The organism is uncultured Microbacterium sp., assembly GCF_947489255.1.
In the GTDB taxonomy this organism is placed as follows: domain Bacteria; phylum Actinomycetota; class Actinomycetes; order Actinomycetales; family Microbacteriaceae; genus Microbacterium; species Microbacterium phycohabitans.
On sequence record NZ_CANLCY010000005.1, the window covers coordinates 193,944 to 207,304 of the forward strand.

General features: G+C 71.4%; 11 protein-coding genes. 5 read left to right on the forward strand and 6 right to left on the reverse strand.

What is annotated here, in order from left to right; all coding sequences use genetic code 11:
* Window positions 1–22: 22 nt before the first annotated feature.
* Window positions 23–598 (reverse strand): TetR/AcrR family transcriptional regulator, encoded by a 576-nt coding sequence (locus Q0818_RS14225; RefSeq protein WP_298876231.1) that lies wholly within the window; start codon window positions 596–598, stop codon window positions 23–25.
* Window positions 599–883: 285 nt separating this feature from the next.
* Between Q0818_RS14225 and Q0818_RS14230 the strand changes: the two genes are divergently transcribed.
* Window positions 884–1,858: a zinc-binding dehydrogenase gene (locus Q0818_RS14230; RefSeq protein WP_298876233.1), complete on the forward strand. Its 975-nt coding sequence runs from the start codon at window positions 884–886 to the stop codon at window positions 1,856–1,858.
* A gap of 191 nt (window positions 1,859–2,049) precedes the next feature.
* On the opposite strand, the gene Q0818_RS14235 is transcribed toward Q0818_RS14230, so the two are convergent.
* From Q0818_RS14235 to Q0818_RS14255, 5 genes are all read right to left on the reverse strand, one after another.
* Window positions 2,050–2,520, reverse strand: coding sequence for an NUDIX domain-containing protein (locus tag Q0818_RS14235; protein ID WP_298876235.1), 471 nt, complete (start codon window positions 2,518–2,520; stop codon window positions 2,050–2,052).
* The gene (locus Q0818_RS14240; RefSeq protein ID WP_298876237.1) at window positions 2,520–4,196 is read right to left on the reverse strand and encodes a DUF4407 domain-containing protein; all 1,677 of its coding nucleotides are present in this window, start codon (window positions 4,194–4,196) and stop codon (window positions 2,520–2,522) included. Before Q0818_RS14240 ends, Q0818_RS14235 begins: the two co-directional genes overlap by 1 nt.
* A 78-nt stretch (window positions 4,197–4,274) precedes the next feature.
* Window positions 4,275–5,288: an aldo/keto reductase family protein gene (locus Q0818_RS14245; RefSeq protein WP_298876239.1), complete on the reverse strand. Its 1,014-nt coding sequence runs from the start codon at window positions 5,286–5,288 to the stop codon at window positions 4,275–4,277.
* Between the two features lie 153 nt (window positions 5,289–5,441).
* Complete coding sequence (locus tag Q0818_RS14250; protein ID WP_298876241.1) at window positions 5,442–6,245, reverse strand: ABC transporter permease; 804 nt, start codon at window positions 6,243–6,245, stop codon at window positions 5,442–5,444.
* Window positions 6,242–7,117, reverse strand: a complete 876-nt coding sequence (locus Q0818_RS14255; protein ID WP_298876244.1) for an ABC transporter ATP-binding protein — start codon at window positions 7,115–7,117, stop codon at window positions 6,242–6,244. Before Q0818_RS14255 ends, Q0818_RS14250 begins: the two co-directional genes overlap by 4 nt.
* A gap of 216 nt (window positions 7,118–7,333) precedes the next feature.
* Between Q0818_RS14255 and Q0818_RS14260 the strand changes: the two genes are divergently transcribed.
* From Q0818_RS14260 to Q0818_RS14275, 4 genes are read left to right on the forward strand one after another with little or no spacing between them, the layout of a single operon-like run.
* Window positions 7,334–8,815, forward strand: a complete 1,482-nt coding sequence (locus Q0818_RS14260; RefSeq protein ID WP_298876247.1) for a glycosyltransferase family 2 protein — start codon at window positions 7,334–7,336, stop codon at window positions 8,813–8,815.
* On the forward strand, window positions 8,812–10,800 hold the full coding sequence (locus Q0818_RS14265) for a glycosyltransferase family 39 protein (protein ID WP_298876250.1): 1,989 nt from the start codon (window positions 8,812–8,814) through the stop codon (window positions 10,798–10,800). The genes Q0818_RS14260 and Q0818_RS14265 overlap by 4 nt, the downstream gene beginning before the upstream one ends.
* Window positions 10,801–10,829: 29 nt before the next feature.
* Window positions 10,830–11,726, forward strand: a complete 897-nt coding sequence (locus Q0818_RS14270) for a DUF4397 domain-containing protein (RefSeq protein WP_298876252.1) — start codon at window positions 10,830–10,832, stop codon at window positions 11,724–11,726.
* Window positions 11,723–13,348, forward strand: coding sequence for a class F sortase (locus Q0818_RS14275; protein WP_298876254.1), 1,626 nt, complete (start codon window positions 11,723–11,725; stop codon window positions 13,346–13,348). Before Q0818_RS14270 ends, Q0818_RS14275 begins: the two co-directional genes overlap by 4 nt.
* Window positions 13,349–13,361 lie beyond the last annotated feature (13 nt).

Genomic DNA, 13,361 nt, shown 5'->3' on the forward strand with positions numbered 1-13,361 from the left:
CGATTTTCGGCGACTCGCGCGATCAGCCCCGCCCCCACGACTCCAGCGTCGCCGGGATGGATGCCAGCGTCCCCAGCGCCGCATCGCGATCGGCGCGCGCGAGGGTGAGGCCGGCCACTACGAGCGAGGCGCAGACCGCGGCGAGCGCGTCGACGGCCTCCGGGGTCAGGTCGGGGCGCCGGTCGGCGACGGCCGCGCGGATCGCCGCGCGCATCTCGGCCGCGTAGTCGGAGACGAGCGTGCGCACCTCGGCATCGTCGCTCGCGAGCGGAGACGACCCCGCGTTCAGCAGCAGGCACCCGAGGCGGGCGCGCGGGGCGTCGGCCGCGATGGCCGCGCGCATGTCGTCGACGTACGCCTCGAGGGCACCGGGGTCGCCGCCGCCCAGGGGGCGCAGCCGTGTGCGCACGACGTCGTCGAGGTATGCGGCGAGCACGGCATCGAAGAGGCCCCGTTTGCTGCCGAAGGCGTTGTACAGGCTCGAGCGCGTGAGGCCCGTCGCCTCCTCGAGCTCGACGATGCCCGCCTCGGCGTATCCGCGGCGCCAGAAGACGTCGCGCGCGGCGTCGACGACGACGGAGCGATCGAAGCTCGGCATCCTGCCCATGATCTCTTCCTCTCCTGGTCGTGGTGGCGCCCGGACCCTTCGACAGGCTCAGGGTCCTCCGTGACAGGTGGCTGAGCCCGTCGAAGCCACCGTCCTCCGTCGCGGAACGGAGGTGGCTGAGCCTGTCGAAGCCCCGTCCCCCACCTCAGACCGGAGGTGGCTGAGCCTGTCGAAGCCACCCGACCCCTCGACGGACACGGGGCCTTCCCGGTTGCATCCTCGGGCTCGAGGTCTATATTAGACCGGTCGTTACAAAATAACCACAGGAGGCATTCCATGCGCGCAGTCATCCACCACGAGTTCGGCGAGCCCGCCGACGTCCTCGGCGTCGAAGAGGTCGAGACCCCGACCCCCGGCCCCGGCGAGGTGCGTCTGCGCGTGCTGCTGTCGCCCATCCACAACCACGACCTATGGACCATCCGCGGCACCTACGGCTTCAAGCCCGACCTGCCCGCGCGGGCCGGCACCGAAGCGGTCGGCATCGTCGAGGAGCTCGGCGAGGGCGTCGAGGGCCTCACCGTCGGCCAGCGCGTGGCCACCGGCGGAACCTTCGGCGTCTGGGCCGAACAGGTCGTCACCAAGGCCGCGGGCCTCATCCCCGTCGCCGACGGCCTGAGCGACGAGGTCGCCTCGCAGCTCGTGTCGATGCCCTTCAGTGCCATCAGCCTTCTGCACTCCCTCGACCTGCAGCCGGGCGACTGGATCGTGCAGAACACCGCCAACGGCGCCGTCGGCCGCATGGTCGCGCAGATCGCCAAGGCCCGCGGCATCCACGTGATCGGCCTCGTGCGCCGCCGGAGCGCCGTCGCCGAACTCGCCGAGCAGGGCATCGACAACGTCGTCTCGACCGACGCCGAAGGCTGGCGCGACGCCGCTCTCGCCCTCGCCGACGGCGCACGCATCGTCGCCGGCGTCGACTCGGTCGGAGGCTCGGCGAGCAACGACGTGCTGTCGCTGCTGAGCGAGAACGGCACGCTCGTGATCTTCGGCTCGATGGGCGCGGGCCAGCTCGAGCTCTCGGCCGGCGACATCATCTTCCGCCAGGCCACCGTCAAGGGCTTCTGGGGCAGCGTCGTCAGCAAGACGATGGATGCCGAGACCCGCGGCGCCCTGTTCGGCGAACTGTCGCGCTACCTCGCCGACGGCACCCTGACCCTCCCCGTCGCGGCGACCTTCGCCCTCGAGGACGCCCGCGAGGCCGCGCGCGCGAGCGACTCGCCCCGCGTCGGCAAGGTGCTGCTGCGCCCGTGACGGCGTCGCGCCGCGGGGCCTGACCCCTCCCGGAGTCGTCCAGGACGTACCGCCCCCTCCCGTCTCGCGGACGGTGCGTCCTGGCCCTCACCGACTCGACTCCGGTCGAGTGTCCACGACACGCCGTGTGGGACGACCCGGACGCGGCATGTCCTGGACACTCGACCATGGGCATGAGCGCCCGGCGGGCGTCAGGCGCTCGGCAGCGCCCTCTCGAGCGCGTCGATCACGGGACGCTGGCCCTTCACGAGCGCCTCGCGCGCGGCATCCAGGTCCATCCACTCCGCGCGGTCGACCTCGGGGAACGACGCCGTGCGCCCCGAGCGGGGCGGCCACTCCATCTCGAAGGTGCCGAACGTGAAGGCGAATGCCGTGAACCCGGCGCCGTCGCCGCAGAAGACGACGATCTTCTTGCCGCTGCTGTACGCGAAGGTGCCGAGCTCGGCCCACTCCGTCTCGGGCGGCTCGACGCCGAGCTCCTCGCGGAACTCGCGGTGAGCGGCACCCAGGGCGTCCTCGGTGTCTGGGTCGTACTCGCCCTTCGGGATCGACCACGCCCCGGCGTCCTTCTTCGCCCAGAACGGCCCGCCCATGTGCGCGATGAGCACCTGCGGCGAAGGCTCCAGCCGGTACAGCAGGAGCCCGGCGCTGCGGACGACCATCAGGCCACCGTGGCCGGTACCCGGTTCGCCTCGTCGGCGATGATGTCGGCGCGCTTGCGGAAGGTGCGCGCCGAGACCCGGTCGAGGGCGATCTGACCGCGCATCTTCTCGGCCTTCTCGTACAGCGAGGGGCCGCCGAAGCTCGTCAGCACCTTCACGATCACCGGGAGCAGCTCGATCATGAAGAACAGCGCCGCGATGAGATAGTGCGCCCAGCGCAGCACCGGCTCGCGATCCGACAGGCGCTCGAGGGCCGTGATCTGGCTGAGCAGACCCACCGCTCCCGCATTGCCGTCGGCCACCGACGACGCGCGGGCGTTGTAGGCGGCGAGGGCCGCCTCGTACTGCTGTCGCGCGGCGGGGAGCTGGTCTTCGGCCTGCTGCTTGTTCTGGTCGGCGGAGGATGCCGCGGCCTCGGCGCCGGCGGTGTTGGCGGCGGCGAGGGTGGACTGCGCCTGCTGCAACTGCGTCGACAGCGCGTCGTAGGCCGACTGCGCCTGGGCGAGCTGCGCCTGCGCCGCGTCGCTGCTGGCCCCGTCGCCGGCCACTCCGGTGCAGCCGGGCACGGTGCCGGCACCCTGGCCGGTCAGCTCGCACTGGTACACCGCGCGCGCCTGGTCGATCACGGTCTGCTGGGCGGCGAGCTGCTGCGTCAGCTGATCGACGGTCTGCTGGGCGGCGGCGGATTCGGCCGAGGTCGAGGAGGTGCCCGTGACGATGCCTGTCGCGGCCTGGTTTTCGAGCGCCGAGACCTGGGCGGACGCGGCGTCGAGGGCCTGCTTCTCGGGGCCGCTGGTCACGGCATCCTGATCGGTCAGCGCCTGGGTGACGTTGGTCGCGTTCACCTCGCGGGCGATGTCGTTCTGGAACACCTGCAGCACGAGCGGCTCGGCCACGACGATCCCGATGAGCGCCGCCATGATCACGCGCGGGAAGGCGAGACCGAGCAGGCGGAAGACGTTCTTGGTCGAGCGCATCGTCGAGGTGAGGAAGCGGTCGAGGTTGAAGATGATGAGGCCCCACACGATCGCGAGGGGGATCGCGAGCAGGATGCTGACGCGCACACCGGTGAGCAGGGCGAACATCATCGACAGCGCCGAGACGAGCGCGGTGCCCCCGAGAACGAGGAACATCTGCACGAAGCGCGGAACCTCTTCGGGCACCTCGTCGAGCACGTCGTTGTCGGCGCCGCCGAGCACGGCCATGCGCCGGATCAGCGAGAGCTTGGGGCGGCGCGGGTCGGAGCGGCGCAGGCGCGGGGGCCGCGGCTCGGCGGTCACCGGGATGGATGCCACGGCGGGGGCCGCGAGCACCTGCTCCGGGGCGTCGTGCGCCTCGGCGTGGGCATCGGCATCCGTGCGGTTCTCGCGGTCGATCACGACGGTGTCGTGCTCGTCGGCGAGGGGGGCGTCTTCGACGGGGGCGTCGTCGTTGGGAGAAGTGGCGTCGCGGTCGATCGGGAGGGTCTCGTCGTCAACGAAGGGGTCGCGCGGCTCGTCGTCGGCGGGCGGCGCACCCCACGGCTCGGAGGTGTGGTCGTGCGCGTCGGCGTCGGGGTTCGCCGCGTTCTGTGCGGCGAGGATGTCGTCGAGATACTGCTCGCGTTCCTCGTCCGTCGTGAACTCGATGCGGCCATCGGAGCCGAAACGGCCAGGCCGGTGAGCGGAAAAGGACATTCGGAGAGAGTACGACGCCGACCCTGCTCTCTCCTGTGCGGGGCCTGAGGCTTCGCTCGGGCCCCGCACAGGAGGGGATCAGACCAGGCGCTGCTTCGGCGACACCTCGTAGGTGTTCTCGGGGTCGGAGAACACCGCGTCGCCCAGGGCCTCATCGATGGCCGCGAGGGCATCGGCATCCAGGGTCACCCCCGACGCCTTGACGGTGTCCTGCAGCTGCTCCGGTCGCGACGCGCCGACCAGGGCCGCGGCGATGTTGGGGTTCTGTAGCACCCACGCGATCGCGAGCTGGGGCATCGTGAGCCCGGCCTCGTCGGCGATGGGCTTCAGACGCTGGACGGCCTCGAGGGTGTCGTCGTTCAAGAACCTCTTGATGAAGTTCGCGCCGCTCTTCTCGTCCGTCGCGCGCGAGCCCTCGGGCACGGGCTGACCGGGCAGGTACTTGCCGCTCAGCACGCCCTGCGCCATGGGCGACCAGACGATCTGCGAGATGCCGAGCTCCTCGCTCGTCGGCACGACCTTGCCCTCGATGACGCGCCACAGCATCGAGTACTGCGGCTGGTTGGAGATGAGCTGGATGCCGAGCTGCTTCGCGAGCGCATGACCCTCGCGCAGCTGCTCCGCGGTCCACTCCGAGACGCCGATGTACAGCGCCTTGCCCTGGCGCACGACGTCGGCGAAGGCCTGGAAGGTCTCTTCGAGCGGCGTCTCGTAGTCGAAGCGGTGGGCCTGATAGAGATCGACGTAGTCGGTGCCGAGGCGCTTCAGCGACCCGTTGATCGAGTCCATGATGTGCTTGCGGCTCAGGCCGGTGTCGTTGGGGCCCCCGGGGCCGGTGGGGAAATAGACCTTGGTGAAGATCTCGAGCGACTCGCGCCGCTGCCCCTCGAGGGCCGTGCCGAGCACGGTCTCCGCGGCGGTGTTGGCGTAGGTGTCGGCGGTGTCGAACGTCGTGATCCCCGCGTCGAGGGCGGCGTGCACGGTCTTGATCGCGGCGTCGTCACCGACCTGCGACCCGTGGGTCACCCAGTTGCCCAGGGTGATCTCCGAGATCTTGAATCCACTGTTACCGAGATAGCGATAAGCGACCATGTATCCACGCTAGACCGGGCCTGCGACATCGGGGCCGCGGCATCCGCCCCCTCCCCCGATAAACGCCACCCGTGACGAGAAACGCGGAGGGAAGGCGTTTCTCCACACGGAGAGCGTTTATCGATCCGGGGGGGTGGTTCCCGCGAGGCGGCCTCACGCGTCCTTGCGGATCCACCGGAACGTCACCCGGACGACGGCGAGACCCACCACCAGCCACAACCCCGTCACGAGCAGGATGAGCGGGTGGTCCCACGAGCCCGACGGTTCGGCGGCGGCGAAGCCCTCGGGCAGGAACACCGAGCGGAACCCCTGCGCGAGCCACTTGAGCGGGAAGACGCTCGCGACGTTCTGCAGCCACTCCGGCAGGGCGGCGAAGTTGATGTAGACGCCCGAGATGAACTGCAGCAGCAGCACGATCGGGATGACGACGCCCGTGGCGCTGCGGCCGGTGCGCGGCAGCGCAGACAGGCCGATGCCGAGGATCGCGCAGGTCGTCACGCCCAGCAGGAACACCCACGCGAACGTCAGCCAGCGCTCGGGATCGGTCGGCAGCGGCACCCCGAAGAACACCGCCGCGACCACGATCAGCAGCGCCGACTGCAGAAAGCCCGTCACCAGCACCTGGCCGAGCTTGCCGATGAAGTACGACACCGGGCTCAGCGGCGTTCCGCCGAGGCGCTTGAGGGTGCCGTCGCTGCGCTCCATCGCGATGTCGATCGACATGTTCTGCAGACCCGAGAGCAGCACGCCGGCGGCGAGCATCGCGGGGAGGTAGAACTGCGCGGCATCCACCTCATCGCCCGGAGGACCGAAGGTCTGCGCGTCGAAAGCGACGGCGAAGATGAGCAGGATCATCACGGGGAACAGGAACGTGAAGAACACCGAGTCGCCCTGGCGGAAGTACGAGCGCACCTCGAACGCGATGCGCGAGGCGCCCAGACGCAGGATGCGGCTCATGCCGCGCCCCCGGCCGCGGTCGTGCGGCGCGCCTCGTCGCCGAGGAACGACAGGTAGACGTCTTCGAGGCTCGGGCGCACGATCTCGAGACGCTCGGGCTCGCCTCCGCGCGCGACGAGCTCTGCCACCACCGCCCCGGGTTCGTGGGTGCGCTCCTCGCGCACCTCGCCGCCCTCGCGCCACCGCACGATCGGCACGCGCGCCCCGGGACCGCCCAGGTCATCGATCCGGCCGACGGATGCCACCTCCCCGGCGACGATGATCGCCGCGCGTTCCGCGAGCTCGGAGGCCTCGTCGAGGTAGTGGGTGGTCAGCAGGATCGAGGTGCCCTCGCTCTGCAGACGGCGGATGAGGTCCCAGAACTGCCGCCGCACCTCGGGGTCGAAGCCCGTCGTCGGCTCGTCGAGGAACAGCAGCTCAGGGCGACCGATGATGCCGAGTGCCACGTCGACGCGACGACGCTGCCCGCCCGACAGCTTCCGCACACTCACCTTGGCCTTCTCGGTCAGCCCCACCGACGCGATGACCTCGTCGACGTCGCGGGGCCGCGGGTAGAACGAGGCGAAGTGGGCGAGCAGCTCCCGCACGGTGGCGGTGGGCGCCTCGCCGGTGTTCTGCAGCACGATGCCGAGCCGCGCCTTCCAGTCGAGTCCGCCGCGGTGCGGATCGACGCCGAGCACGCGCACCTCGCCGCTCGTGCGGTCGCGGTAGCCCTCGAGGATCTCGATGACGGTGCTCTTGCCGGCGCCGTTCGGCCCGAGCACCGCGAACGTCTCTCCGCGGCGGATGTCGAAGGAGACCCCGCGCAGCGCCTCGACGCCGCCGCGGTAGGTCTTGCGCAGGTTCTCGACCTCGACGACGTTCTCGCTCATGCGCCCAGTCTGGCGGTCGCAGCGCCCCGGACGCCCCGTCGCACCCCGTCGGCATGGCGGGGAAACAACGCAGAGCAGGCTGGGAGAAGCCTGATTCCTCCAAACCATCCCCCCTCCCCGCCCCGGATGACCACTCGTGCGGGGAGATTCGCCCCCGGTCGCCGCACGTCCCCTTACCGCCCTCGAACCGTCCACGTGGACGCTGGAGGTTGACTTTTGTCGTTCCCGCACGCCGCCCTGATCGCCGCCGCACCCGATCCCACTCCCGAGCCGCTCCTCACGCCCGTCGCGCCCGCCCCCGGCCAGGGATCGACGGGCACCACCGACATCCCCCTCCCCGCCCAGCCCGGAACCAGCGTGACGGGGGGATTCCTGCCCGACTGGTCGGTCGGCGAATGGCTCGGCTACAGCGGGATCATCGTCCTCGCGCTCGCCCTGACGATCGTCGCGACGACGACGCTGTGGTGGATGCTGCACGCGTGGCGTTCCGCCGATGACCTGCGCGCCACCCAGTTCAGCTCGACGCCGCTCCCCGCGCGGCACCGGTTCACCCTGCTGGTGCCCGGTCGCCACGAGGAGGAGGTCATGGGTCAGACGCTCGACCGTCTGGCGCAGCAGGACCACCCCGACTTCGAGATCATCGCGATCGTCGGCCACGACGACCCCGGTACGGAGCTGGTCGTGCGACAGGCGGCCGCGCGGCATCCGGAGCTCATCAGAGTCGTCGTCGACGACAGCGTGCCCAAGAACAAGCCCAAGGCGCTCAACCGCGCCCTGCAGGTCGCCACCGGCGACGTCGTGGGCGTGTTCGACGCCGAAGACGAGGTGCACCCGGGGCTCCTCACCGTCGTCGACTCGAAGTTCCAGGAGACCGGCGCCGACGTCGTGCAGGGCGGCGTGCAGTTGATGAACTTCGAGACGAGCTGGTGGTCGCTGCGCAACGTGCTCGAGTACTACTTCTGGTTCCGCTCCCGGCTGCACTTCCACGCGCGCTCGAAATTCATCCCGCTCGGCGGCAACACCGTGTTCGTCACCCGTGAGCGACTCGAGTGGTCGCGCGGGTGGGACGACCAGTGCCTGGCCGAGGATTGCGAGCTCGGCGTGCGCCTGTCCAGCGACGGCGCGAAGGTCGTCGTCGCCTACAACCCCGAGTACGTCACTCGAGAAGAGACCCCGCCGACGCTGAAGTCGCTGTACAAGCAGCGCACGCGGTGGAACCAGGGCTTCCTGCAGGTGCTCGGCAAGGGCGAGTGGAAGGCGCTGCCGACGCTGCGGCAGCGCATGTACGCCCGGTACCTGCTGAACATGCCGTTCCTGCAGGCGGCGACCGGCCTGCTCATCCCCATCTCGCTCGCGTTCATCCTGCTGGTGAAGGTGCCCACACCGGTGGCACTCATCACCTTCCTGCCGTTGGTGCCCACCGTCATCACCCTGGTGGCGGAGGCCGCCGGACTCACCGAGTTCGGTCGCGTGTACGGCAAGAAGGTTCGCGTGCGCGACTACGTGCGCCTGGTCCTCGGACTCGTGCCCTACCAGGTGTTCCTCGCCGCGGCCGCCGTGCGTTCCGTGGTCCGCCAACTGCGCGGCGACGGCAGCTGGGAGAAGACCGAGCACACCGGCGCCCACCGCGAAGGCGCCACCACCCCCGAAACCGACGAGCGCGTGCTCGTCGCCGCCGCGACGGAGGCGACCCGATGACCTCGACACTCGACCGCTCCCCGGCGGCGCCCCCGCGCGACGACCGGACCGCCTCGGACGCGCGCCGACGGGCCTCGGCCTGGCGGGCGCGCCTCGGCGACGCCCTCTGGCTGCTGCCGCCCCTGCTGCTCGGACTGCTCGTCAACGCCGCGAACCTCGGCGGCTCGCCCCAGCGCATCGACGACGAGGGGACCTACGCCGCGCAGGCGTGGAGCATCGGCAACCTCGGCGAACTCACGCACTACACCTATTGGTACGACCACCCCCCGCTCGGCTGGATCCAGATCGCGGCGTGGGCCGGCCTCACCGACGCGTGGGACCGCTACGACGTGGCCGTCATCGCCGCTCGCGAGGCGATGCTCGTCGCCAGCGCGGTCGCCGCGGTGCTGCTGTGGTTCCTGGTGCGTCGCATCGGCTTCGCACGCCTCACGGCATCCCTGTCGGTCGCCCTCTTCCTGCTGTCGCCGCTCGCGGTGCAGTTCCACCGCCAGGTGTACCTCGACAACATCGCCACCGCGTGGCTGCTCGCCGCCCTTCTGCTGGCCCTGAGCCGGCGCGCCCAGCTCGCCGGCTACATCGGCGCGGCCGCCGCGTTCGGCGTCGCCGTGCTGACCAAGGAGACCTACCTCCTCGCTCTCCCCCTCGTCGCCTGGTTCATGTGGCGTGGGGCGGACCGCACGACCCGGCGGTACACCGTGTCGGTCGCCGCCGCCGTCCTGGGGCTGATCGGCTTGACCTACGTCGCCCTCGCCGCGGTCAAGGGCGAGGTCATGCCCGCGGCCGGTCGCGTGAGCCTCTGGGACGGCCTGGCGTTCCAGCTCGCGTCGCGCGAGGGGAGCGGCTCGCTGTTCGATCCCGACAGCCTCATGTCGCGCACCGTGGGTCTGTGGTGGCAGTTGGATGCCGTGCTCATCGTGACGGCTCTCGCCGCCGCGGTCGCCGGCCTGTTCGTGCGTCGTCTGCGCCCGTGGGCCATCGCTCTGCTGGCGCTGACGGCGTTCATGTTCCGCGGCGGGTACCTCCCCGTCCCGTACGTGATCATGCTGCTGCCGTTCGCCGCGATCGTCGTGGCCGGGATGGGACAGGTCGCGGTCGAAGCGCTGCGCGGGCACGGCGTCCTCCGACGCCTCGGAGGTGTCGCCGTGGCATCCGGCCTGGTCGTCGCCGTCATCGCCGCGGGTCCCCTGTGGGCCGCGCAGTTGCGCGGCTTCCTGCTCGCCGATCTCGACCGGCCGCTGCGGGACGCGGAGTCCTGGATTACGCAGAACGCCCCCGCCGATTCGCGCATGCTCGTCGACGACGCGATGTGGGTCGACCTCGTGCGCGCGGGCTTCGAGCGGGAGAACGTCGTCTGGTACTACAAAGCCGACACCGACTCCGACGTGCAGGAGCTCGCCCCCGACGGGTGGCGCGACTACGACTACGTCATCACGACCGACTCGATGCGCACCTTCCCCACCGAATTTCCGACCGTGCGTCAGGCGATCGAGAACAGCGCGGTCGTCGCCTCGTTCGGCGACGGAGCCCAGAAGGTCGAGGTGCGTCTGGTCGACACCGACCAGGCCGCTCTTGCACAGGCGGCCGACGACGGCCTGTACGCCGCGCGATCGGTCGCCGGCCAGCAGGTGCTGAAGAACCCCGACGTCGGCGTCCCCGCCGAGGAGCAGGATCTGCTGACCTCGGGTGTCGTCGACGGACGCATCCTGCTGACCCTCGGCCAGCTCTCGGCCTCGGGGCGCATCGATGTGGCCGACATCACGCAGCTCGAGGGCGACCCCTCCGGCGTGCACCGGCAGCTCATCGTCAGCTCCTACGCCGGACAGGACGCCCGGGCGGATGCCGCCGGAGCCGACGCCCTGCTGAGCTTCTACGAATCGCTGACCGGGCCCCTGCGCCCTGTGTCGGTCGAACGCGGTGACGCGGGCGTCGTCATCACCTTCTCGCCGGACGAGCCCGTCGACCTGCTCCCGCGCCCCGCCGAGTGATCCCCTCCTCCCCCCACGAAAGGACCGTCATGTTCCGCTTCGCCTCCACGACCTCCCCCCGCCGCCGCGTCACGCGGATCGCCGCGGGAGCGACCGCCGCCCTCGTCGCCTGCGGCCTCGCCGCGACGGTGGCCCCCGCCGCCCACGCGGCCGACGCCGCACCGGGTGGATGGGCCCGTGTGGCCCACCTCTCGCCCGACACGAAATCCGTCGACGTGCAGCTGACCGCCCTCGCCGGCGGCGCCGTCGTGTACGAACTCGACGACGTCGCCTACGGCGCTGTGAGTCCGTACATCCCCCTCGCCGACGGCACGTACGTCGTGTCGATGGTGCCCTCGGATGCGGCCGACGGCACGCAGCCGGTCGTGCAGCAGTCGATCGACATCGCCGAGGGCGAGCCGCTCACCGTGGCCGCGTACGGCCGCAATGCCGATCTCACGACCACCGTCTTCGAGGACGACCTCTCCGCCCCCGCGGAGGGCGAGGCGCGCGTCCGCGTGGTGCAGGCCTCCACGGTGGAGTCGAGCGTCGACGTCGACACCACCGAGGGACGCGTCATCGCCCGCGACGTGCCGGCCGGCTCCGCGACCGACTACGCCGCGGTCCCCGCGGGCTCGTGGGACCTCTCGCTGACCGGTGCCGACGAGGTCGCCACCTCGGCCGTCGACCTGCCCGCGGGGTCCGTCTCGACGGTGTTCGTGCTCGACGACGCGAAGGGGGCGCTGACGGCCCAGGCGATCACCGACTCCGCGACGCTCGCCGACATGCCGGTGGGCGGCATCCACACCGGCGGTGGCGGCACCGCCGCCGCCTCGGTCACGGCGGCGGGCACGGCGGCGGGCACGGCGGCGGGCGTCGCAGGCGTGCTCGGTCTCGTCGCGCTGGCCGGCATCCTGATCCGTCGTCGGGCTCGGGCGGGCGCGTGAGCCTCGCGCGCCGCGCCCTCGCCGGGGCCGCACTGTCGGCCGCCGTCGTCGTGACGGTGGCGGCGTGCAGCGCGTCGGTCGACCCCGACACCTCGACGCAGGAGCAGTCCACGGTCGCGTCGGCGACGGCGTTCCTCGACGCCTACGTGGAAGACGGGCGGGTCGTGCGCACCGACCAGGGTGGCGACACCGTGAGCGAAGGCCAGGCGTACGGCATGCTCCTGGCCGGGGCCGCCGACGATCCGTCGCGGTTCGACAGCATCTGGGACTGGACCACCGCGAATCTCCAGCGCGACGACCTGCTCCTCTCGTGGCAGTGGAAGGACGGCGGCGTCGTCGACGAGCAACCCGCCTCGGACGCCGATCTGGACGCCGCACGGGCGCTCGTGCTGGCCGGAGACGCCTTCGACCGCGACGACCTGCGCGAGCAGGGCGTGGCGCTGGGCACGGCGGTGCTCGACGAGATGACGGCCGAGACCTCGCTCGGGCGCATCCTCCTACCGGGCCCGTGGGCCACGGCATCCCCCCACGCCTACAACCCGTCGTACGCGTCACCGGCCGCGTACGACGTGCTCGAGCGGGCGTCGGGTGATCCCCGGTGGGCGGAGGTCGCCGAGGGCAGTCGCGCCGCGACCGCCGCCCTGCTGGACGCCAACGCGCTCCCCACCGACTGGGCCACCATCGGCGCGGACGGCTCGGCGGCGATCGCCGGATCCGCCGGAGGCGGGGGCGAACCGGGATACGGCTACGACGCAGCGCGCACGGCGATCCGCTACGCCGAATCGTGCGACCCCGACGACCGGGCTCTGGCCGCACGCATCTCCTCCGCGCTGCCGAAGGACGAGGTGCTCGCCGCGGAGCTGGATTCCGGGGCGGGACCTCGCACCACCGACCAGCACCCCGTCGCGTACGCCGCCCGTGCCGCGGCGTCGGCGGCGGACGGACGATCGGATGACGCCCGCGCCGACCTCCGACGCATGGCCGAGACCGCGGCATCCACTCCCACCTACTACGGGTCGGCGTGGAATGCCCTGACCGCGGCCATGTTGTCGGGCGACGTGCTGGGCGGTTGCCCGGCTCTCGCCGACGGCGCCGACGGCGCGGCGGGGCAGGGGACGACCGCACCGGGCATCGGTGCCGCGGCGGGGTTCCAGGACCCCGTCGCTCCGGCGTCGGCGAACACGGCGCCGCCGGTGCACATCTCCATCCCGGCCATCGGGGTCGACACCGACCTCGTCGGCCTCGACCGGGGAGCGGACGGGTGGATCCAGGCGCCCGAGGATTACGACGCCGTCGGCTGGTACGAGAAGGGCGTACTGCCGGGCGAGGTGGGCCCGGCGGTGATCGCGGGCCATGTCGACTCCCCGACCGGCCCCGCGGTGTTCATCGACCTCCCCCGGCTCACCCCGGGGGACACCGTGGCGATCGAGCGCGCCGACGGCTCGACGGCGAACTTCGTCGTCACGGGGCTGCAGACGGTGGAGAAGGACAGCTTCCCGACCGAGTCGATCTACGCTCCCACTCCGACGCCGCAGTTGCGGCTCGTCACGTGCGCCGGGGCATGGGACCCGGCCAGCGGCCACTACGTCGACAACCTGGTGGTCACGGCGGTCGCGCGCTGACGACCGTGCGCCG